A 21971-nucleotide genomic window follows, 5' to 3' on the forward strand; every position below is an offset into this window, starting at 1 on the left:
GACGGCCACCTCGCCCGGCAGCTCGGCGGCCCGATTGGTCCGAATAGTACGCATACGACGGTGCTGCTCCGGTCGAACCCGGGGCGGGCGTCACGTGTGTCAACTCACGGCAACCCGGTGGCGGCGCCCCCGCGTCCCACCGCGACCGGCAGGGTGTGAGGAATGAACTCGTACGGCGATCCCAGTTCCCCGCGTGCGCGAGCCCAGGTACCGGGCTCGAACGGTGACCCCGGCGCGGCTCCGGCCGGCCGGGCCTCGGTCGGCGGCGCGCCCGCCGGCCGGGCCTCGGCGTCGGTGCCGCCACGCGGAGCGGGCGCGGCCGGTTCGGCCTCGGTGGGCCGGGCGGGCGCGGGACGGGCCTCCGTGCCGGTCTCCCCGGCACCCGGCGGCCGGGCCGGCGCGGGACGCGCGTCCGTGCCGGTCTCCCCGGCACCCGGTTCGGCCGGTCGCGCCTCGGTGGGCGGGCGGGCGAGCGTCGGCTCGGCGGCCGTCGGCGGCCGGGCGGCGGTGGCCCGAGCGGGCGTGGCGCCGGTCTCCGGCGGTGGCCCCGGCGGTCCGGGCGGCCCCAACGGGCCCGGGCGCGGCGGCCGTGGCGGCGGACGCGGGCCGGGCGACCCGGACGGGGTGGCCCGGGCGAAGAAGCGCAAGCGGATCAACATGCTGATCGCGGGCTTCGCCGTCTTCATCATGCTCGCCGGCATCGGCGTGGTCGGCTTCACCTACTACTCGACCACCGTGGTGCTGCCGAACGAGGTGCCGCTGCCGCTGTCCACCACGATCTACGCACAGGACAACAAGACCCAGCTGGCCAAGCTCGGCGACGAGAACCGCACCTTCGTCACCATCCACGACATCCCGCAGCACGTGCAGGACGCCGTCGCCGCCGCGGAGGACCGCAACTTCTACGAGCACTCCGGCGTCGACTACAAGGGCATCGCCCGGGCCGCGTGGAACAACCTCACCGGCGGCGAAAAGCAGGGTGCCTCGACGATCACCCAGCAGTACGCCCGCAACGCCTACGAGAACCTGAAGGACGACACGTACGCCCGGAAGGTGAAGGAGGCGATCCTCGCCTCCAAGCTGAACGAGAAGTACGACAAGCCGACGATCATGCAGCACTACCTGAACGTGATCTACTTCGGGCGGGGCGCGTACGGCATCGAGGCGGCGGCGCAGACGTACTTCAACAAGCGCACCAAGGACCTGGACGTGGCGCAGGCGGCCGTGCTCGCCGCGCTGATCAAGCAGCCGGTCGCGAGCACCGACCCCAACGGGCACAAGGGGTACGACCCGGCGGTCAACCCGGTCGAGGCCGAGAAGCGGTGGAACTACGTCCTTGACGGCATGGTCACCAAGGGTTGGCTCAACGCGGCCAACAAGCCGCAGCGGCCGACGGTCTACCCGACCAAGTCGCTGCTGAAGCCGAAGGACGGCGGCGCCGGCTTCGGCGTGAAGACGCCCCGGGGCAACGTGGTCAACTACGTCCGCGAGGAGATGGAGGGGTGGGGCCTCTGCACCAACTCCAACGCTCCTGGCAAGCCGAGCTGCGTGGACGAGTTGCGTGACGGCGGCTACCGCATCCAGACCACGATCGACCCCAAGCTGCAGAAGGCCGCCGAGGACGCCGCCCAGCGCAAGAAGGGCTCGGAGATCTTCCCCGAGCCGAAGAACCTGATGGCGGCGGTGGTGTCGGTCGAGCCGAGGACCGGCCGGGTGCTCGCCTACTACGGCGGCGACTCGGGCGCCGACTACGACTACGCCGGCAAGAACATCGACGCCAACGGCAACCTCACCGGTGGTCACCCGCCAGGCTCGACGTTCAAGGTCTACACGCTCGCCGCGGCCATCAACGCCGGCATCTCCGTGAAGTCGCACTGGGACGCCAGTCCGTTCAAGCCGGAGGGCTTCGACAACCCGGTGCAGAACGCGGGTCGTGACGTGAGCAAGACCTGTGGCAAGTGGTGCACGCTGGAATACTCGACCATCCAGTCGTACAACGTGCCGTTCTACCACGTGTCGGAGAAGATCCAGCCGTCCAAGATCATCGACATGGCGAAGGCTGCCGGCGTCACCACGATGTGGACCACCTCCGACAACCCGCCGAAGCCGGTCAACCTGCTGAAGAAAAAGAGCGAGGACGTCGCGCCCCACCCGTTCTTCCACGTGCTCGGCTACGGCCAGTACCCGATCACCGTGCTCGACCACGCCAACGGCCTGGCCACCCTGGCCAACCACGGCGTCTACAACAAGGCCCACTTCGTCATCAAGGTGCAGCGGCAGAACCGCGACACCGGCAAGTGGGAGGTGGTCCCGGGCACCGGGGAGAAGAGCAAGCCGAGGCAGACGATCCGGCGCGACGTCGCCGACGAGGTGACCGGCGTGCTCAAGCAGATCCCGAAGCCGAACAACCGCTCGCTGGACAACGGGCGGGAGGCGGCCGGCAAGACCGGTACCTGGGAGTACGGTGGGGACAGCAAGCACAACGCGCACGCCTGGATGGTCGGCTACACCGAACAGGTCGCCACCGCCGTCTGGATCGGCAGCAAGGACCCGAAGAAGCCGAAGATCCTCGACCGGAACGGCAACGACATCGGTGGTTCCAAGCTGCCCGGCGCCATCTGGCAGCGCTACATGGACGACGCGCTCGACGGCAAGGACAAACTGAGCATGCTGAGCGTCACCGGCGCCGGGGACCAGGACGCCGGCAACGGCGTTCAGCCCGCGCCGCCGCCCGTGCCCACCCAGCCGGGGCAGGACTGCGGACCGCTCGGCCTGTTCTGCCCGCAGGACCCCAACGGCGGCGGCAACCAGGGCCCGGGCACCCCGACCGATCCGCGCGGACCGGGCGGCGGCAACGGAGGCGGCGGCGGGGGTCTCCTGCCGACCCTGTCGCCCCGCCCCCGGGAGTAAGCACCCGTGACACCGCCGACGGCGGCCGGACCCCGCGTCCGGCCGCCGTCGGCTTTTTCAGCTTGTCGCGCTCGGGGACGCGACGGAGACCCCGGGCGTACGGCAGGATGCGTCTCCATGAGCACCCAGTCGACGGCCGGCCTCGACGACGCCGGGACCAGCGACCACCCGTCCCGGTCGGACGGCTTCGTCCGCGGCGTCTCCGAGGTGATCGGCGGCCCGCTCGGCGACCACGCGGTCGCCCTGGACCGGCCCGCCGGCCGGGAACGACGGTTCTGGACCGCGGCGCGGATCGTGCTGGCGCTGGCCTGCCTCACCCTGGCCCTGCACTGGGTGCAGAAGTCGCCCTGCCAGGACGGCGCCTGGCAGAACAACGTGCAGTACACCCGGCTCTGCTACACCGACGTGCTCGCCCTCTACTACGCCGAGGGGCTCAACGAGGGCAAGGTCCCCTACCGGGACCACCCGGTCGAGTACCCGGTGCTCACCGGCTACTTCATGGGCGCGCTCGGCCTGCCGGTGCACGCCCTCGGCGTCGACGACCCGCAGCTCAACCAGGGCCAGTGGTTCTACAACCTCAACGCGCTGACGCTCAGCGCGCTCGCGGTCGCCACCGTCGCGGTGATCCTCGCCCTACGCCGCCGACGACCCTGGGACGCCGCGCTCTTCGCGCTGGCCCCGGCGCTTGTGCTCACCGCCACCGTCAACTGGGACTTCCTCGCCATCGGGCTGGCCGCCTTCGGCCTGGCCGCCTGGGCCCGCCGCCGACCGGCACTCGCCGGGCTGCTGCTCGGCCTCGGCGGTGCCGCCAAGATGTGGCCGCTGTTCCTGTTCTGGCCGATCCTGCTGCTCGCGCTGCGGTCCGGCCGGCTGCGTGCCGCGCTCACCGCGATCGGCACCGGCGCGGCGGCGCTGATCGCGGTCAATCTGCCGACGGCGATCCCGTATTGGGACAACTGGAACCGCTTCTTCGAGCTGAACAACACCCGGCCCATCGACTGGGGCACGCTCTGGTACATCGGGCGGTACCTCGACGGCAAGGTGAACACCGGCGTGGCCGGCGACCAGGGACCGTTCCAGTGGTTGAACGCCCACATCCCGACGCTCAACATCCTGTCGTACGCCCTGTTCATCCTGGCCTGCCTCGGCGTGGCCGCGCTGGCGCTGCTGGCGCCGCGCCGCCCCCGGCTGGCCCAGCTCGCCTTCCTGGTGGTCGCCGCGTTTCTGATCTTCAGCAAGGTGTGGTCGCAGCAGTTCGTGCTCTGGCTGCTGCCGCTCGCCGTGCTGGCCCGCCCCCGCTGGGGCGCCTTCCTCGCCTGGCAGTTCGCCGAGGTCTGCTACTTCACCGCCTTCTACGGGGAGCTGCTCGGCGCGGCGACCAGCCGGCCGGTCTTCCCCGAGGGCGTGTTCGTGCTGGCCGCGACGCTCCGGCTGGGCACCGTCGTGCTGCTCTGCGTGCTGGTCGTCCGGGACATCCTGCGCCCCGAACGCGACGCGGTGCGGCGCACCTACCCCGACGATCCGGACGGCGGCGTGCTCGACGGCGCCCCCGACGCCCCCTGGCTCGCCGCCCGCCACACCACCCGCTCACCGGAACCGGTGCCCATCACCGCCACCACCTGAAGCCGCGCAAGTCCAGGACGGCCTCGGGTCGTCAGGGTTTGCGGGGAGCCCAGCCGGCGCAGGGATCAAGCCTGACCGCCCGGAGCCGGCTGGGCTCCCCGCAAACCCCCACCCCGAGCCGGGATCAGAGACGGAACACCACAGCGTCGCCGACCTCCTCGCGGGTGATGCCCAGCTGGTCGACCGGCGCGTTGACGGTCACCTCCCACGGGGTGCCGACGATCTGGTCGCGCAGCAGCACCACGTTGCGGACGCCGAGCGTGCGCAGGTAGTCGACGCTGGTCTGGTCGGGGAAGGCGAGCGTCACCCGGCGCACGTCGTCGAGCTGGACGGGGGTGAAGCCGCTGCCACCGTTGACCAACTCCGGGAACCGGCTGGTGGACCAGAGCATCACCGGCTGGTCGAGGTTCTGGCTGCTCGGCAGCACCAGCATCGGGCCGTCCACGGTCCGCATCGCCACCGGCTGCTCCGGTACCACCGGGTGCGGGGTGGTGTTCAACCCCTCCACGAGGATCAGCAGCAGCGGCAGCAGGGTGGCCACCCGCAGCCACGGCGACGGCCGGTACGGGACCCGCTCCGCGGCGATCTCGCGGACCCGCTCGGCGAAGGCGCTCACCGCGCCGGCCGCCAGCAGGCCGAGCAGCAGCGTGGTCCAGAGCATCATCCGGCCCGGCGTACGCAGCCCGTTCCAGCCCGGCAGGTGCTCGAAGAGCAGGCCGTAGGTGAAGGTGCCGTCGAAGAACCGGGTGCCCATGGCCAGCACCATGGTGACCAGCACTCCCGCGAGCAGCAGCAGCCGGTGCCGCAGCCGCCAGACCGAGAAGAACAGGCCCCCCGCGGCCAGCGCGTAGAGCACGAAGCCGGGCAGCAGGGTCATCTCCGGGTGCCAGGGCAGCGCCGACCGCGCCCCCTCGTGCAGCCCGCCCCAGATCCGCGACTCCGCGGGTGCCGTGAAGAAGCCGCTCGCCGGGGGCGAGTAGAGCGCGATGTCGCCGATCGTGCGGGTGGCGTTCTGATGCAGGTCGGCGACCTTGAAGTAAGGGATGGCCAGCAGCGCGCCCACGCCGGCGAAGAGCAGCCCGCCGACCAGATCCGCGGCGAGCAGCCGGGTGCCGAACGGGCGCTTCACCGGCCGGACCACCCAGCGCCGCAGGAACCACGTCGCCGCCGCGACCAGCACCGTGCCGGCCAGGACGTACGCGAACGGCAGGCCGATCCCGAAGCCCAGGCTGAGCTGCCAGGCCGCCACCATCCACCCGGCGTATGTCCAGCCCTCGTGCCGCCGTTCCGGGCGGTAGCCGTGCCGCAGCGACCAGCCGTGGCCCCGGGCCAGCATCGCCAGCGCCAGCGGGATGCCGCCGTTGGAGACGATGTGCAGGTGCCCTGCCTGGGCGAGCAGCCACGGGGCGTACGTGTAGCTGACCCCGGCCACCGCGGCGCCGGCCCGGCCCGTACCCAGCTGACGGGCCAGCGCGTACGCCCCGAGCGTGGCCAGCGCGTGGGCCAGCACGAACATGATGTTGTAGCGCAGCACGGCCGCCTCGGGGCCGGTGCCGATCATGCCGGCCGGCGCGTAGCCGAGCAGCATGTCGGAGAAGGCGAAGCTCCACTGCTCCGGGAAGAACGTGTTCGAGTGGAACAACTGGGCCGGCTCGGTCCGCAGGGCGTGCCCCGACCAGGCCATCTGCCAGGCTTGCAGGCTCGGGTCCCAGTAGTCCTGCGGCAGGGTGTAGAGCGGGTAGCGCAGCGTCGGCCAGGTCATGCCGACGGCGATGGTCAGCGCGGCCAGGGTGGCCAGCGTCCACTCGTGGACCAGGAGCCGGCCGACGGCGCGCGCCGCCCGGCGGGGACGCCCCGGCACCGGCTCGGGGGCCGGGGCGAACGCCGACCAGCGGTCCTTCGGCTCGGCGTCGCCGTCCTTGTTCTTCCCGTCGGTCCCGGTGGCCTCGTCGCCCTTCGCGCCCTGGTCGCCGTCCGTTCCGGCCCTCGCGGCGTCGGTGGTGGTGGACTTCGCGTCGGCGGCATCGCCCTTTCCGGCGTCGCCGGCCCCGGACTTCAGGGTGTCGGCGCTTCCGGTCTTCGCCGTGTCGCCGGTTGCGGTCTCCGTGGTGTCGGCGGTTCCGGCCCTGGCGGAGCCTGCCGTGCCGGGGGACGTGGCGTCTTGGTCGTCGGTGCCGTCGGTCTGCCCGGTCGGCTGGCCGCCGCCGGTCGCGTTCGTGGTCATCCGGGTCAGGCCCCCGTGGCGAGCCGGTCACGCAGGAAGGCGATGTCCGCCCCCTGGCCCACCGCCCCGCCGGGCGTCTCGACGATCACCGGCGCGCCGGCGGCGCGGATCACCGCAACCACCAGGTCGGGGTCGATCGTGCCGCCGTCGAGGTTGTCGTGCCGGTCCTGCCCGGAGTTGAAGGCGCCCTTGGAGTTGTTGGCGTGCACCAGGTCGATCCGCCCGGTGATCGCCTTGACCCGGTCGACCAGGTCGAGCAGCTCCTCGCCGCCCGCGTACGCGTGGCAGGTGTCGAGGCAGAAGCCGACCTCGTGGTCGCCGAGGGCGTCCCAGAGCCGGGCCAGCGCGTCGAGCCGCCGGGCGCAGGCGTTGTCGCCGCCGGCGGTGTTCTCGATCAGCACCGGCAGCGGGAAGCCGCCGGAGTCGGCCGCGTACGCGAAGGTCTTGCGCCAGTTGTCGAAGCCCACGGCCAGGTCGTCGCCGGCGTTGACGTGCCCGCCGTGCACGATCAGCCCCTTGGCGCCGATCTCCGCCGCCGCGGCCGCGTGGCCGAGCAGCAGCTTGCGGCTGGGAATCCGGATCCGGTTGTTCAGGGTCGCCACGTTGATGACGTACGGGGCGTGGACGTAGAGGTCCACCTCGGCGGCGCGCAGCCGTTCCGCGTCCTCCCGGGGTTTGGGGGCCTTCCAGCCCTGCGGGTCGGAGAGGAAGAACTGCACCGCCTCGGCGGAACGGGCGGCCGCCTCCGACAACGGGTCGGCCTGGTCGACGTGGGCTCCGATACGCATGCAGGCGAGCCTACGTCGCATCCCCGACGCCCGGGGTGACGGTGTCGGGGAGTCGGCGCGCCGGTTCCGGCCCGGTCGCGTCACCGTCGGGGCGGGCGGTCGTTGACCCGGGTGGGATCGATGGTCGGCTCTTCCGGCACGTGCGGTCGAGGTCACCGTGGTCGATCCCGGTGCGGGGGTCACCCCGTCGTGCGGCCCGCACGTCGGGGGCGGGACCCGCCTGGCCCGATCCGGCGTCGACTGGCAGGAAATCATCGGACTAATAGTGGTATTTCCACCAAGTGGTGACGAGAGCCGTTGTACCGTCGGATAACAACAGCAAAAGCTCCGCGGGGTGTCCTCGATCCAACCTCATCGGTGTGGTCGTTCCTCCCCAGGTCCCACCCAAGGAATGCGGACGGGACGCCCCGCGGTCCCGTGGACAGGGGTCCGCCACCGGCCTTCGGGCGCCGGGGCGGGCCCCTGTCGCCGTGCCCGGCCGACCGGCCCGGCCTGCGCGGGCATGATCGTCGGGACCGGGTATCCTGGTCCGGTTGTCCGCGTCCGGCCGGGTTCCCCCGGGCCCCGGAGCGGGCAGCGACGCACGACCTCCTGCCACGGAAGGACCGTGGCCGCATAGCCCACAGGAGGTGAGCACGTCTTGCGTCATTACGAAGTCATGGTGATCCTCGACTCCAGCCTCGAGGAGCGCACCGTCGCCCCGTCGCTCGACACGTACCTGAACGTGATCCGGACCGCGGGTGGCTCGGTGGAGAAGACCGACGTGTGGGGCCGCCGGCGCCTCGCGTACGAGATCAACAAGAAGGCCGAAGGCATCTACGCCGTCATCGACCTGCAGGCGACGCCGGAGGCGGTGGCCGAACTGGACCGCCAGCTGCGGCTCAACGAGTCCGTGCTGCGCACCAAGGTCATCCGGCCGGAGATGCGCTAAGCATTCAAATCCCGGTTCGCCCGGATCAGCCTCATCGGCACTGTCACACGGCTCTGAGAGCCTGTGAGGCAGAACGATGAGTGCGCGAGGAGATGGTCATGGCAGGAGACACCACCATCACGGTCATCGGCAATCTGACCGATGACCCCGAGTTGCGGTTCACCCCGTCCGGTGCGGCGGTCGCCAAGTTCCGGGTCGCTTCGACGCCCCGGTTCATGGACAAGACCACCAACGAATGGAAGGACGGCGAGCCGCTCTTCCTGGCCTGCACCGTGTGGCGGCAGGCGGCGGAGCACGTCGCCGAGTCGCTCCAGCGGGGCGCCCGCGTGATCGTCTCGGGTCGGCTGCGTCAGCGGTCGTACGAGACCCGCGAGGGTGAGAAGCGCACCGTCATCGAGCTTGAGGTCGACGAGATCGGCCCGTCGCTGCGCTACGCCACGGCGAAGGTGCAGAAGATGTCGCGCTCTGGTGGCGGAGGCGGTGGCTTCGGTTCCGGTGGCGGTGGCGGTGGTGGCCAGGGTGGCGGCGGAGGAAACTTCGACGACCCCTGGGCCTCGGCCGCGCCCTCTCCGTCGCGCTCTGGTTCGGGCGGCGGCAACTTCGATGAGGAGCCCCCGTTCTAATGGCGCCGAGCGCCCGCGATCGCAAACCAGGAGCAAGGTCAATGGCCAAGGCTGCGGCACTTCGCAAGCCGAAGAAGAAGGTGAACCCGCTCGACAAGGACGGGATCACCTACATCGATTACAAGGACACCGCGCTGCTGCGCAAGTTCATCTCCGACCGCGGCAAGATCCGCGCTCGACGGGTGACCGGCGTGACCTCGCAGCAGCAGCGGCAGATCGCCCGTGCGGTCAAGAACGCCCGTGAGATGGCGCTCCTGCCGTACACCGCCACGGCCCGCTGAGAGGAGGCACCGAAATGAAGATCATCCTGACCCAGGAAGTTTCCGGTCTCGGTGCCCCCGGCGACATCGTCGAGGTCAAGAACGGCTACGGCCGTAACTACCTGCTGCCGCAGGGCTTCGCGATGAGCTGGACCAAGGGTGCGGAGAAGCAGGTCACGGTCATCAAGCGGGCCCGCTCGGCCCGTGAGATCCGCGACCTCGGCCACGCCACCGAGGTGAAGGACCAGCTCGAGGGCCTGAAGGTCAACCTGAAGGCCCGCGCCGGTGACGGTGGCCGGCTCTTCGGCTCGGTCACCCCGGCCGAGATCGTCGACGCCGTCAAGGCGGCCGGCGGCCCGACCCTCGACCGTCGTCGGCTGGAGCTGCCCGGTCACATCAAGTCGACCGGCTCCTACCCGGTGCGGATCAAGCTGCACCCCGAGGTGACCGCCAAGTTCGACCTCAACGTCGTCCAGGGCTGACACCCACCGCACGACGGAAGGGCCCGCACCGGACTCCGGTGCGGGCCCTTCCGCATTCCTGCGGGCGACGCGGGTACGGGGGTCAGCCGAGCGGCTGACCGGTCACCGCGCTGATCATCACGGTGGAGAGACCGCCGCCGATCACCGCCGCGGCCAGCGCCACCGTCGCCGACCGCCAGGTCGTACCCACCCGACGCAGCAGCCCCGCGACCACGAGGCTGCTCACCAACGCCAGCCCGAATCGCGGCGCCCCGGCCACCAGCGACCCGAACGCGTGCGCCCGCGGCGAGTCGCAACCCCCGCCGCTGATGTCCGTCACGCACTCCGCCGGCGCCTGGCCGTCGAGGGTCAACAGCCACAGGACCACCAGCGCCGCCGGCATCAGATAGCAGGCCGCGGTGTAGAGCAGCGGGCGCCCGGCCAGCCGGGTGCCCGACCAGAACCCGTCCGGCTGCTCCGGCCAGGAACAACCCTCATTCGTCACCGGCTCCGCCGACCGGGGCGGCTCGGTACGGCCCCAGCGGCCGACGTCGGTGCGGTCCTCCCACCGGCTCGGCTCGTCGTCCCGGCACCGGCCGGCGAGGTCATCACGGTCCCACTGGCTGGTGTCGGTGAACCGGTCCCACTGGCCGGTGTCGTCACCCTGATCCCACCGGGCGGCGCCACCGGCCCGGTCCCAGCGGTCCTCGGGACCCGAACGCTGCCAGGCGTGCACCCCCGAGGCGTCCCACGGGTCCACCGCCGGCCGGTACTCCGGCTCCGGCTCGGCCACCCGCTCCGTACGGCTCCACGGGTCGACCGCCGGGCGGGACCAGGCGTCGGCCGAGGCCCGCCGGCTACGCCGGGTCGGCCGCTCCACCTCCCGACCGGCCGCGCCCGACTCGTCGTCGGACTCCTCGACACCTGACCAGATCATTTGTGGACGGCGGGGCGTCGACCGACGCGGACGAGACGTCGGGGCCGCCCCGGAGACCGGACCGTCGCCGGCGGAATCGGCGCGCCGGCTGCCGACGTACCCCTGTTCCTGCGGATGGTCGAAGGTCCACTCCCGGGTGTGGTCCGACTCCGGCGCGGCGCCGATCGACCAGGGCTCGCCCCAACTGCGCTCGCCCCGCCGGCCGCCGGAGCGTCGCCCGCCCCCGGAGACCGGACGGTCGTCGTCCTCGTCGTCGTCCGGCGCGGCGTGCCGCCCCCGCCCGTCGGCGTGCGCGATCCCCGACTCCACGGCCCAGCGCGGCAGGTAGGCGTCGACCTGTTCCCGCCGGCCGTCCTCGACGGCGCGGCGGCGGCTGGCCGTGCGGTAGCGGTCCGCCGCGGAACTGTAGGGATCGGCCGGAACGGCCTCGCCGAGGTCGTTCCACTGGGCGACCGGCTGACGCTCGCGCGGGCTGCTCTCCCCGCGCTCCCAGTCCCGGTAACTCACGGCCGGAGCGTGACCCCTCTCAACCGAAAGCGCAATCCACTGTCCAGGTGCAGCCGTTCGCGGGGGATAGTACGGGAAATCCGACCCTGAAGCCTCGCCGGAAAATTTCTGTCCACAGGGTGGGGATGATGTTTCCGCAGCTCAGAGGGGATGAGTCCAGAATTCTCCACCGGTTTTCCACAGCCTGTGCACACGCTGCCCACATGCTCGTCCACCGCAGTCCACAGGTTGTCCCGAGGCTCGTCCACCGGCCTGGTTGGGGTCTGACCTCGGGTTCCGTATCGTGGGGCACCGACCGGTCGCGCGATCGCCCCCCCGATCGACCGGCCGGGTCGATCGGAAGTTGTCGCACCCGGCCGGTAGAGCTGGTATTCGACCCGACGCAGTGGAGGGGGATCCGTGTCGGTCACCGACGACATGCGGGCGGAGCCCCGGGCCGGCGGGCAGCCGCCCGCCCCCGCGCAGCGCGACGGGCAGTTCGACAAGACCCCACCCCAGGACGTCGCCGCGGAGCAGTGCGTCCTCGGCGGCATGCTGCTCTCCAAGGACGCCATCGCCGACGTCGTCGAGATCCTCAAGACGAACGACTTCTACCGGCCGGTGCACGCCACCATCTTCGACGCGATCCTCGACATCTACGGTCGGGGCGAGCCGGCCGACCCGATCACCGTGGCGGCGGCCCTGGCCGACTCCGGCGACCTCGCCCGGGTGGGCGGCGCGCCCTACCTGCACACCCTCATCGCCAGCGTGCCCACCGCCGCGAACGCGGCGTACTACGCCCGGATCGTCGGCGAGCGGGCGGTGCTGCGCCGGTTGGTCGAGGCCGGCACCCGCATCGTGCAGCTCGGCTACGGCACCGCCAACGGCGGCAGCCGGGACGTTGACGACATCGTCGACCTCGCCCAGCAGGCCGTCTACGAGGTGACCGAGCGCCGGGTCAGCGAAGACTTCGCCGTGCTGGCCGACATGCTCCAGCCGACGCTCGACGAGATCGAGGCGGTCGGAGCGCAGGGCGGGGTGATGACCGGCGTGCCGACCGGCTTCACCGACCTGGACCGGCTGCTCAACGGCCTGCACCCGGGGCAGCTGATCATCGTGGCGGGCAGGCCCGGTTTGGGCAAGGCGCTCGCCCTGGACACCCCGCTGCCGACCCCGGACGGCTGGACCACCATGGGCGAGGTCCGGGTCGGCGACAAGCTGATCGCCGCCGACGGCCGGCCGACGACGATCACCGCGGCTTTCGACGTCAGATACGACCGTCCCTGCTACGAGGTCGAGTTCTCCGACGGCAGCGTCATCGTGGCCGACGCCGAGCACCTGTGGAAGACCACCACCCGGGCGAGCCGCCGTCAGCCCGAGCCGCGACTCCGGTCGCACTGGCCGCAGTCGTCCCTGGCCAAGGTCCGTGCGGCTGAGGCAGCCGCCGGTGCCGAGCCTCGGCGACTGGTCACCCTCGCGCAGACCCTCGAACTGGTCGGTTCCGAATTCAAGAACGTGCTGCACATCGTCGCGCATGAGGTCGGCGCCAACGGCCGGGTCAACCGACTGGTCACCCGGGCGGGCAACACCCGGAACTGGACGACCTCGGGCTACCCCGCCGGGCCGCTCCTGACCGGGCTGCGGGAACGCGCCGAGCGCCCGGTCAACGGCGGTGCCCGGATCCGGCACGAGGGTGTCGTCACCACCGCCGACATCGCCGCCACGTTGCGTACCGGTGGGGACGGCCGGCTCAACCACGCCGTCGAGAACGCGGCTCCGTTGCAACTGCCCGAACGCGAGCTGCCGATCCCGCCGTACACCCTCGGGGTCTGGCTCGGGGACGGGCACTCCGACGCGAGCCGCTTCACCACCGTAGATCCGGAGCTGGTCGAGCACGTCGTGCGGGACGGGTTCGTGGTGCGCGCCAGCGGCCCGCTGCTCTACACCATCGTGCTCCCCGAGGTGCCCGCTCCGGCCGACCGCCGCTGCGTCGACTGCGGCTCGTCCAGCCGGGCGCTGCGGGAGAATCCGTCGACGCGGCGGTGCGCCGAGTGTCACGGGCGGCACGGATCGTTCCGCGCGCTGCTCCGGGCTCTCGGGGTGTCGCCGGAGAAGCACATCCCGCAGGGGTACCTGCGGGCGTCGGAAGCCCAGCGACGCGCCCTGCTCGCCGGCCTGATGGACACCGACGGGACGGTCGCCCCCACCGGCAATCTGCAGTACACCTCGACATCGAAGCGGCTGGCGGAGGGCGTCCGCGAGCTGATCGTGAGCCTCGGCTACCGCTGCACGGTCAACGAGAAACCGGTACGCGGCCGCAGCGCCGCGTCGTCCATCGCGTACACGCTGAACTTCTCCGCGCCCGACACCGTCTTCCGATTGGAACGGAAGCGGTCCGCCCACGCCGCACGGCGCCGGACGTCATCGGACGTCCGAACCACCTCCCGTTACATCGTGGACGTCCGGCCGGTGCCCAGCGTGCCGGTCCGCTGCGTGACCGTGGACAACCCGGAGCACCTTTACCTGGCGGGCCGGGCGATGATCCCGACGCACAACAGCACCGCCAGCATGGATTTCGCCCGAAATGCGGCCATCCGCGCCAACCAGGCGGCGGCGATCTTCTCGCTGGAAATGAGCAAGGTCGAGATCGTCATGCGACTGCTCTCGGCCGAGGCCCGGGTCCCGCTGCACGTGCTGCGCAGCGGCCAGCTCTCCGACGACGACTGGACCAGGCTGGCCCGCTGCATGGGCGAGATCAGCGAGGCGCCGCTCTTCGTCGACGACACGCCGAGCATGAACCTGATGGAGATCCGGGCCAAGGCGCGCCGGCTCAAGCAGAAGCACGATCTCAAGATGATTGTGGTCGACTACCTCCAGCTGATGACCTCGCCGAAGCGGACCGAGAGCCGTCAGCAGGAGGTCGCGGACCTCTCCCGCGGCCTGAAGCTGCTGGCCAAGGAGGTCGAATGCCCGGTGATCGCGGTCAGCCAGCTGAACCGTGGCCCTGAGCAGCGGACCGACAAGCGTCCCCAGCTGTCCGATTTGCGTGAGTCGGGCTGCCTGACCGCCGACACCAGGCTGATCCGGGCGGACAACAACTCGGAGATCACTCTGGGGGAGTTGCTTGAGGCGGGCGCGAAGGAGATCCCGGTCTGGGCGCTCGATGGGAACCTGCGGTATGCACCGCGAACCATGACGCATGTCTTTCCCAGTGGCAATCGCGAGGTGTTCCGCATGACCCTCGCGTCGGGAAAGCAGATCGACGCGACAGCCAACCATCCCTTCCTCACCTTCGCGGGGTGGGTCCCGCTCGGTGAGCTGCTGCCGGGCGCGCGCCTCGCCACGCCGAGACACGTACCCCCGCCCCTGGCCATCCGGGCGTGGGCAGAAGCCGAAGTGGTGCTGCTGGCGCACCTGCTCGGTGACGGCTCATTCGTACGGCGGCAGCCGATCCGTTACGCCAGCCGGGACGAAGAGAACCTGCAAGCTGTCGCCGACGCCGCGAAGCACTTCGGTGTCACCGCCGTTCGTGACGAGTACGAGGCCGCCCGGGTCACGACCCTTCGGCTGCCCGCCCCCGATCGGTCGGCCCGGGGCCGGCGCAATCCGATCGCCGGGTGGCTGGACGGCCTCGGTCTGTTCGGCCTCCGGTCGCATGAGAAGTTTCTCCCCCAGTCGGTCTTCAGCATGCCTAAGGAACAGGTCACGCTCTTCCTTCGGCACCTGTGGGCGACCGACGGATCTGTTTGCGTGGACAGGTCGGGCCGAGGCGGGCGGGTCTACTTCTCTTCGACCAGCCGCCGGATGCTCGAGGACATCTCGCGTCTCCTGCTCAGGTACGGAGTCACCGCCCGGCTCAAGGTGGTGCCCGTGGCGCGTCATCGGCCGCAGTACACCCTCGACATTTCGGGACGGGACGATCAGCTGCGATTCCTCCGCGAGATCGGAGTGCATGGCGAGCAGGCCCGCAACTGCGCGGACCTGCTCGCCTCGCTGGAGTCGATGACGAGCAACACGAACGTCGACACGGTGCCGCCGGAGGTGTGGACCAGGGTTCGGGAGATCCTGGTCGAGCAGGGCATGAGCCATCGGGAGTTCGCGAAGGCGATCGGCACCGAGTTCTGTGGAAGCACGCTCTGGAAGCACGCACCGAGCCGGTCGAGGCTCGCCAAGATCGCCTCCGTTCTCGACGCCGCTGACCTCGAGCTGCACGCCACCAACGACATCTTCTGGGACGAGATCGTCTCGATCGAGTCCCTCGGTGAGCAGGATGTCTTCGATGCAACCGTGCTCGGGACCCACAACTTCATCGCCAACGGCATTGCCACCCACAACTCGATCGAGCAAGATGCCGACGTTGTCATTCTTCTGCACCGGGATGACTACTACGACAAGGAGTCGCCGCGCGCGGGCGAAGCGGATTTTATTGTTGCCAAGCACAGAAATGGCCCGACCGACAGCATTACCGTCGCCGCCCAGCTGCACCTGTCCCGCTTCGTCGACATGGCGATCGTCTGACCCTCCGCCGCTGCTCTGCGAGGACGTACGGGCCCCGGCCCACCCACCGTCAGACCATCGGACTGACGGGCCGGCGGTTCAGCCGAGCAGCGGGAACCATCGGGCGGCCTTGCCCAGCTCTGCGCGGTCCCGGTCGGTGAGCGGCTCGCGGCCGGCGGCCTTGAGCAGGTAGCCGGCGTCGTCCCAGCCGCTCGGGCGGACCGTATCGTCGCTGAGCAGCCCGTCCACGGTGGTCACCGCTACGCGGCAGGCGAGCGCGCCGGGGAGCGGTGCGTCCGGCAGGTCGAGCACCAGATCGAGGTGATGGATGACGGCTTCGGTGGTCAGCGTGGCCAGGAAATCCGGTACGCGCAGCACGTGCCCCTGGGTGCTGACGCAGCCGTCCGGGTCGGCGGCGCCAGCGGCGCGGACGGCTGCGGGGGCGGTGTCGGACCAGATCCGGACCACCCCGCTGGGGCGGTCGAAGGCGGCGGCCGAGCGGCGGGCCCACCAGGCGTGCCGAGCGCCGTCACCGCCGGGCGGGAAGGACCGCCAGTAGCTGACGTCGTCGGCGTCGGGCGGCCCGGCGACGGGGGTGGCCAGGGCGACCAGGGCGCGCTGGGCGTCGCAGAGTAGGTGGAAGAGCAGGTCGGCGACGAGCCAGCCACGGCAGCGGGTCGGTCGTTGCAGGTCCGCGTCGTCGAGGTCGGCGACGACCCGGATGACCCCGTCGTACGCCTGCGCCAGCGCGATGTGCTGTCCCATGGCCGTCATGGGTGCACCCTGCCACGAGCCGCCCCGATCGGCAGGACGAACGGGGCCGGGGCGGGTGCCCCGGCCCGGCCCGGTCAGCCGAACATCTCGTCGAGGAAGCCCTTGTGCTTCTTGCGCTTGTAGTGCCCGTGGTAGCCGTAGTGCTGCTGGTGCCCGTACACGGGCTGCGGCGGGTAGGCCGGCGCGTGCGGCGGCGGGGGCGGCGGTGGCACGGCCGGGTAACCCGGCTGGTGCGGGGGCGGCGGCGGGGGCGGGGCGTAGCCGCCGGCGACGTGGCCGGGCTGGGCGCTCGGGGCGTGGCCCGCGGGCTGCCCGGGCGCCGGGGCGGCCTGCTGCTGGTTCCAGTTCGCCTCGGCCTCGAACAGCTTCTCGAGTTCACCGCGGTCGAGGAAGATCCCCCGGCACTCGGTGCACTGGTCGATGACGACTCCGCTGCGCTCGTACTGGCGCATGTCTCCGTGGCATTTGGGACAGGTGAGCTGCATCGTTCGACCGTACCCGGTCGGCGCGAGGTTCAGGCGGTGGCGATCAACGCCTCGCTGACCTCGTCGTCGGAGACCTCGTGGAAATCCTCGTAGTAGGCGCCGACCGCGCCGAACTCGGGCGGGCGCTGGAGACAGACCACCTGGTCGGCCTCGGCGGCCAGCATCTCGTACGCCTCCTGCGAGCCGACCGGCACGGCGACGACGACCCGGCGGGCGCCGAGGTGGCGGGCGACCTCGACGGCGGCTCGGGCCGTCGCGCCGGTGGCCAGCCCGTCGTCGACGATCACGGCGGTACGCCCGGTGAGGTCAAGCGGCGGCCGGCCGGCCCGGTAGCGGGCCTCGCGGCGTTCCAGTTCGGCCTGTTCCCGGTGCTCCACCTCGCCGATCTCGTCGGGGCCGAGCCGGGCGGCGACCACGTCGTTGAGCACCCGGACGCCGCCGGGGCCGAGCGCGCCGAAGGCGACCTCGGGCGCCCAGGGCATGCCGAGCTTGCGGACCACCAGGACGTCCAGTGGCGCGCCGATCCGGTCGGCGATCACCCGGGCCACCGGCACGCCGCCCCGGACCAGCCCCAGCACGACGACGTCGGATTGCCCGACGAGTCCGGTCAGCCGCTCGGCGAGCTGTCGGCCGGCGTCCTCGCGATCGCGGTAGGTGTTGCTCATGTCCTCAGGTCTACGCCCTGGGGCGGGCCCACGTCGGCGAGTCCGGCGAAACCGTTGCCGGCCGTCCAGCCAGCGCGGGCGCCCAGACGAGCAGGGCGAGCGGATAGAGCAGGTAGCCGAAGCGGGTGGCGGGCATCAGCAGGATCGCCGCCAGCAGGCCGTACCCGCAGATCAGCGCGGTGGCGGCGGCGGTGCCGGGCGGGCGGCGCAGCAGCCGGACGGCGATGGCCACGCCGACCGCGACGAGCAGCGCGGCGGCGACCACCCGGCCGGCGGGCAGCGCGGTCGCGATCAGGTGCCCCGGGAAGGGTGACTGGGCGGGGCTGGTCACCAGGCCGTGGCCGAGCGGGAACCGCAGCACGTTCTCCACCAGGGCGTCCCGGTCGACCAGCAGTACCGGGACCAGGGCGAGCACCGGCAGGCCGAGCGCGCCGAGGGCGACCCGGAGGCCGGCCCGCCGGGTGGCGCCCCAGAAGATCAGGACCAGGGCGACCGGCCAGGCGAAGAGCTTCAGCGCGCCGGCGATTCCGACCGCCACGCCGGCCGCGCCGGGCCGGTCGGCGGCGGCGAATGCCAGTGCCAGCAGGCAGAGCGCGAGTACGGGAAGGTCGTCGCCGCCGGTGGCGAGGGTGAGCGCGCAGACCGGCAGCACGGTCGCGGCCTGCACGCCCCGCAGCACCGCGGCCGCGTCGGGTCGGCCGGCCGAGGGGCGGCCGGCGCCGCGTAGCGCGCCCACCGCGACGGCCAGTGCCAGCGCGGTGACCAGCGCGAACCAGACGCGGGAGTCGGTCCACCAGGCGTCGACGCCGGCCCGGGGCAGCCCGAACAGCGCCATTCCCGGCTGGTACGGCGTGTAGCCGAGCAGCCGCTCGTCGGCGGGGAGCGCGGCGATCGCGTCGTGCCCCAGGTAGGGGGTGCCGTGCTCGGCGAGCCGGATGCCGGCGTGCTCGACGACCACCACCTCCTCCTGCGCCCGGTCGGTACGCCCCGACGCCCGCTGCGCGCTCTGCACGGCCAGGGGCAGCAGGGCGACGGTCGCCCAGGCGAACCCGGTGACCGTCCAGCGGGCGGTCACCCCGGCCAGCCCCGGCCGGCGACCCCGGAGCAGGAGTTGGCCGGCGACCAGGAGCGCCGCGAGCAGGTAGCCGACGGCGGCGACGCTCCCCCAGGCCCGGTGCGGGGGCAGGGTGGAGGTGGCGGCGGTGATCGCGGCGAACGCGGCGGAGACCGCGTACAGGCCGAGGTCGAGGGCGAGGCCGCCGGCGGCGGAGTCCAGGGAACGCCAGGGGCGGGAGGCGGCGGTCACGCCGGCAAGTGTGGCAGACCCGTGGGACGGCTCCGGCCGGGCTGGCGGCGGCCGGGGGCGAGGCGGATGACGGCGCCGGTGTCGTGCAGCGGCGGGACGAGGGTGCCCGGGCGGCCACCCGAGCCGCGGTGCAGGGTGGCGAGGAGGGTGCCGGCGGGCAGCGGACGGGCGAAGAGGTGGCCCTGGCCGGCGGCGCAGCCCAGCTCCCAGAGCGCCCGGCGCTGCGGCTCGCTCTCCACCCCCTCGGCGACCACCGTCAGGTCGAGGCTGCGGCCCAGGTCGAGGGTGGAGCGGATGACCGCCGCCGCCTCCGCCGAGCCCTCCATCGCGGTGACGAAGCTGCGGTCGATCTTAAGTTCGTGCACGGGGATGCGGGAGAGCAGGGAGAGCGAGGAGTAGCCGGTGCCGAAGTCGTCCAGGGCCAGCCGGACGCCGGAGTCGCGCAGCCGGCTGAGCACCCGGTCCACCACGTCGAGCTGGCTCAGGGTCAGCGTCTCGGTCAGCTCCAGCACCAGCCGGTCGGGCGGGAGGTCGTGCGCCCGCAGCCGGGCCAGCACCGCGCCGGGGAAGCGGGCGTCGAGGAGGCTGCGCGGGGAGACGTTGACCGAGACCGGCAGGTCGAAGCCGGCTTCCCGCCAGCTGACGGCGGCCAGCAGTGCCTGGTCGAGGATCGTCTCGGCGAACGCGGGGAGCAGGCCGGAGCGTTCCACGGCCTCCAGGAAGCGCAGCGGGTCGATCATTCCGTGGGTCGGGTGGTGCCAGCGGGCCAACGCCTCCGCGCCGGTCACCTCGCCGGTGCCCAGGTCCACGATCGGCTGGAAGTTGACGATGAACTCGTGGTCGGCCACCGCCCGGGGCAGCTCGCCGCCGAGGGTGAGCCGGCCGAGGTCGGCCGTGTCGCGGGTCGGGGCGTACGTGCAGACCCGCTGGCCGGCCCGCTTGGCCTGGTACATCGCCACGTCGGCGCGGCGCAGCAGCTCGGGCATGCCGCCACTGGCCGGGGCGACGGCGATGCCGCCGCTGGCCTCGACGCTGATCCGCATCCCATCCACGTCCAGCGGCTCGTGCAGGGTGCCGATCAGCGCCTCCGCCCGGTGCGCGGCGACCGCCGGGGCGGGCAGGCCGCGCAGCAGCACGGCGAACTCGTCACCGCCGAGGCGGGCCACCAGGTCCTCGCCCTGCGCGGCGGCCCGCAACCGATCGGCGACCTGCATCAGCACCTGGTCCCCGGCGGCGTGTCCGAGGGTGTCGTTGACCTCCTTGAAGTGGTTGAGGTCGATCAGCACCAGCGCGGTCACCCCCTCGGCGTGCCGGGCGCTGAGCTGCTCGGTGCCGCGCTCCAGCAGGTGTCGCCGGTTCGCCAGGCCGGTCAGCGCGTCGTGGGTGGCGGCGTGCGCGTGCTCGGCGGCCGCCCGGGCCAGCTCGGCGTACGCCTGGGCGTTGCGGACCGCGGTGCAGAGCGCCGAGGCGAAGGTACGCAGCGTGTACTGCTCCCGCTCGGAGAGCTGGACCGGCCCACGGAAGCGCAGCCGCAGCACACCCACGTCGGCGCTGCCGTCGTGCCCCTCCAGCCGGGCCGGCAGCACCGCACCGTCGACCGTGCTGGGCTCGCCGGCCGGCCCGTCGTACCCGATGGTGCCGCCGGCGCCGCGGACCGTGCGGCCGCCGGCGCGCAGCTCGATTTCCACTTCATCGGCGGAGAAGAGCTCCGCGGCCTGAGTGACCGCCGTGGTGAGGACCTTGTTGAGGTCGACGACGTTGAGCGCGTCCGTGGTCCGGGCGAGGCGCTGCCAGGCCTGCTGCTCGGTGCGGGCCTTGACCCGGTTGGAGTAGAGCAGGTGGAGGCTGAGGACCAGCGGCGGCACCGCCAGCAGGAGCCGGCTGTCGCCCCGCAGGATGAGGAACGTCCCGAGGACCACCACCAGCCGACCCAATGCGAAAGTGAGCCGGAGTCCCCAGTCCTCCCGAAACAGTTCCCGCACCCGCTCGCCGGTGGCGATCGCGATGACCGGGAGGGCGACCACCTCGTCGAGCAGCACCGCGGCCAGATAGGCGAGGGACAGCGGCAGGATCGTGGCAGTCACGGACTCCTCGCCCAGTTGCCACCCGGCTGCGTGAAGCACCGTGCCGGTCGCCGCCGCCACCAGCATGTTCTTTCCGACGCCGAAGGTCGCCCGGATGGAGGGGATCCGAGCGAGTGCCGTGACCAGGGCGAGGCCGCAACCCGTCGCGAGGACCACCGTCGAGGTGGGTGCCACGGTGAGGCCGATGACGATCGCAGTCTCGGTCCACGCGATGTCGTGGTTGTTGGCTCTGATCCGGATCCGCACCTTGACGGTGAAGCCGGCGGCGGTCAGGGAGATCAGGGCGAGCCAGGTCGTCGGACCCGCGCTTGATCCGCCGGTGCCGAGATGTAGGACAGACACGACGGCGGAGACGGTCGCCAGAAAGACGACGAGACCGATTAGCGGTAGCAACCGCCGATCGGTCCCATTGGGTCGTCGTTGTGGAGTCACCCATCGACCTCATTCAGTAACCGATGGCTGTGCGCTCCGCGAGTTTACTGCTCTCGACCTGGTTTTAGAACTCTGCTCAGGTCCATTCGTGCGACTTCATCATGACCCCCATTGCTGTTGTCGGTGAACCAATGGGGAGAGCTTAATGGACAGTTACCGCTGCCTTGTACGGATGAATGTCGGTATGCGCGATATCAGCGAACTCCAACTCATTTGTAACGTTCTGTTCGTGGCTACATGCGGAGCGCGTGCGTCCCCTCGGGCGGAGCCTTGGACGACAACCGAGGGCTGCTGCTGGTCGGCCACGGGGTGGCCGGCTCTTGGTGAACTGTCTTTAGTGTGACCTTGCCGGCTTCCAATTCCATCGACGAATTGGACCATCCCGGTGCTGCCGCCTGGTGACGTCGAGGGATACGCCAATGATCGGGTGGGCAGCCTGTCCGCGCGACCGGCGTCGATCGGATGGGGTCCCCGAGCGGGTCGAG

Annotated in this window: 15 protein-coding genes; 7 read left to right on the forward strand and 8 right to left on the reverse strand. The window is 71.6% G+C overall.

The features are described 5' to 3' along the window. Positions 1-162: 162 nt before the first annotated feature. Positions 163-2910, forward strand: a complete 2748-nt coding sequence (locus AB0I41_RS03495; RefSeq protein ID WP_357101371.1) for a transglycosylase domain-containing protein — start codon at positions 163-165, stop codon at positions 2908-2910. Between the two features lie 117 nt (positions 2911-3027). Beyond that, positions 3028-4533: a glycosyltransferase 87 family protein gene (locus AB0I41_RS03500; RefSeq protein WP_357101373.1), complete on the forward strand. Its 1506-nt coding sequence runs from the start codon at positions 3028-3030 to the stop codon at positions 4531-4533. A gap of 124 nt (positions 4534-4657) precedes the next feature. Here the strand turns inward: AB0I41_RS03500 and AB0I41_RS03505 are convergent, their stop codons facing one another. Together AB0I41_RS03505 and AB0I41_RS03510 are read right to left on the reverse strand one after the other, a co-directional pair. Beyond that, positions 4658-6757, reverse strand: coding sequence for a hypothetical protein (locus AB0I41_RS03505; RefSeq protein WP_357101375.1), 2100 nt, complete (start codon positions 6755-6757; stop codon positions 4658-4660). A gap of 5 nt (positions 6758-6762) precedes the next feature. Then, positions 6763-7545 carry a deoxyribonuclease IV gene (locus tag AB0I41_RS03510; RefSeq protein ID WP_357101377.1) on the reverse strand — a complete coding sequence of 261 codons (783 nt, stop codon included), beginning with the start codon at positions 7543-7545 and terminating at the stop codon, positions 6763-6765. Positions 7546-8185: 640 nt separating this feature from the next. On the opposite strand from AB0I41_RS03510, the gene rpsF reads away from it, so the two are divergent. The 4 genes from rpsF to rplI all read left to right on the forward strand — a co-directional run bounded on the left by rpsF (position 8186) and on the right by rplI (position 9841). After that, entirely contained in the window at positions 8186-8476 is a 291-nt protein-coding gene (gene rpsF, locus AB0I41_RS03515; RefSeq protein WP_067301247.1) for a 30S ribosomal protein S6, read from the forward strand. Positions 8477-8556: 80 nt separating this feature from the next. Then, complete coding sequence (locus tag AB0I41_RS03520; protein ID WP_357101379.1) at positions 8557-9099, forward strand: single-stranded DNA-binding protein; 543 nt, start codon at positions 8557-8559, stop codon at positions 9097-9099. Positions 9100-9140: 41 nt separating this feature from the next. After that, positions 9141-9380, forward strand: a complete 240-nt coding sequence (gene rpsR / locus AB0I41_RS03525) for a 30S ribosomal protein S18 (RefSeq protein ID WP_007073789.1) — start codon at positions 9141-9143, stop codon at positions 9378-9380. Between the two features lie 14 nt (positions 9381-9394). Then, complete coding sequence (gene rplI / locus AB0I41_RS03530) at positions 9395-9841, forward strand: 50S ribosomal protein L9 (protein WP_357101381.1); 447 nt, start codon at positions 9395-9397, stop codon at positions 9839-9841. A gap of 82 nt (positions 9842-9923) precedes the next feature. Here rplI and AB0I41_RS03535 read toward each other — a convergent pair whose 3' ends face one another. Continuing rightward, positions 9924-11264: a hypothetical protein gene (locus AB0I41_RS03535; protein ID WP_357101383.1), complete on the reverse strand. Its 1341-nt coding sequence runs from the start codon at positions 11262-11264 to the stop codon at positions 9924-9926. A gap of 417 nt (positions 11265-11681) precedes the next feature. On the opposite strand from AB0I41_RS03535, the gene AB0I41_RS03540 reads away from it, so the two are divergent. Next, on the forward strand, positions 11682-15761 hold the full coding sequence (locus AB0I41_RS03540; protein WP_357101635.1) for a replicative DNA helicase: 4080 nt from the start codon (positions 11682-11684) through the stop codon (positions 15759-15761). Positions 15762-15839: 78 nt separating this feature from the next. Here the strand turns inward: AB0I41_RS03540 and AB0I41_RS03545 are convergent, their stop codons facing one another. The 5 genes from AB0I41_RS03545 to AB0I41_RS03565 form a co-directional block, all read right to left on the reverse strand. Next, positions 15840-16514, reverse strand: coding sequence for a maleylpyruvate isomerase N-terminal domain-containing protein (locus tag AB0I41_RS03545; protein ID WP_357101385.1), 675 nt, complete (start codon positions 16512-16514; stop codon positions 15840-15842). Positions 16515-16588: 74 nt separating this feature from the next. Next, entirely contained in the window at positions 16589-16999 is a 411-nt protein-coding gene (locus AB0I41_RS03550) for a zf-TFIIB domain-containing protein (RefSeq protein WP_357101387.1), read from the reverse strand. Between the two features lie 29 nt (positions 17000-17028). Continuing rightward, entirely contained in the window at positions 17029-17664 is a 636-nt protein-coding gene (locus AB0I41_RS03555; RefSeq protein ID WP_357101389.1) for a phosphoribosyltransferase family protein, read from the reverse strand. 10 nt (positions 17665-17674) lie between these two features. Then, positions 17675-18970: a glycosyltransferase 87 family protein gene (locus tag AB0I41_RS03560; protein WP_357101391.1), complete on the reverse strand. Its 1296-nt coding sequence runs from the start codon at positions 18968-18970 to the stop codon at positions 17675-17677. Beyond that, on the reverse strand, positions 18967-21486 hold the full coding sequence (locus AB0I41_RS03565; protein ID WP_357101393.1) for a bifunctional diguanylate cyclase/phosphodiesterase: 2520 nt from the start codon (positions 21484-21486) through the stop codon (positions 18967-18969). Before AB0I41_RS03565 ends, AB0I41_RS03560 begins: the two co-directional genes overlap by 4 nt. Positions 21487-21971 lie beyond the last annotated feature (485 nt).

The sequence above is a fragment of the Micromonospora sp. NPDC050200 genome (assembly GCF_040656135.1).
Classification (GTDB): Bacteria; Actinomycetota; Actinomycetes; order Mycobacteriales; family Micromonosporaceae; genus Micromonospora.

Bases quoted from the DNA above. Each gene is read 5' to 3' on its own strand.
- AB0I41_RS03495 (WP_357101371.1), top strand. From the start codon at position 163: ATGAACTCGTACGGCGATCCCAGTTCCCCGCGTGCGCGAGCCCAGGTA.
- AB0I41_RS03500 (WP_357101373.1), top strand. From the start codon at position 3,028: ATGAGCACCCAGTCGACGGCCGGCCTCGACGACGCCGGGACCAGCGAC.
- AB0I41_RS03505 (WP_357101375.1), bottom strand. From the start codon at position 6,757: ATGACCACGAACGCGACCGGCGGCGGCCAGCCGACCGGGCAGACCGAC.
- AB0I41_RS03510 (WP_357101377.1), bottom strand. From the start codon at position 7,545: ATGCGTATCGGAGCCCACGTCGACCAGGCCGACCCGTTGTCGGAGGCG.
- rpsR (WP_007073789.1), top strand. From the start codon at position 9,141: ATGGCCAAGGCTGCGGCACTTCGCAAGCCGAAGAAGAAGGTGAACCCG.
- rplI (WP_357101381.1), top strand. From the start codon at position 9,395: ATGAAGATCATCCTGACCCAGGAAGTTTCCGGTCTCGGTGCCCCCGGC.
- AB0I41_RS03540 (WP_357101635.1), top strand. From the start codon at position 11,682: ATGCGGGCGGAGCCCCGGGCCGGCGGGCAGCCGCCCGCCCCCGCGCAG.
- AB0I41_RS03545 (WP_357101385.1), bottom strand. From the start codon at position 16,514: ATGACGGCCATGGGACAGCACATCGCGCTGGCGCAGGCGTACGACGGG.
- AB0I41_RS03550 (WP_357101387.1), bottom strand. From the start codon at position 16,999: ATGCAGCTCACCTGTCCCAAATGCCACGGAGACATGCGCCAGTACGAG.
- AB0I41_RS03555 (WP_357101389.1), bottom strand. From the start codon at position 17,664: ATGAGCAACACCTACCGCGATCGCGAGGACGCCGGCCGACAGCTCGCC.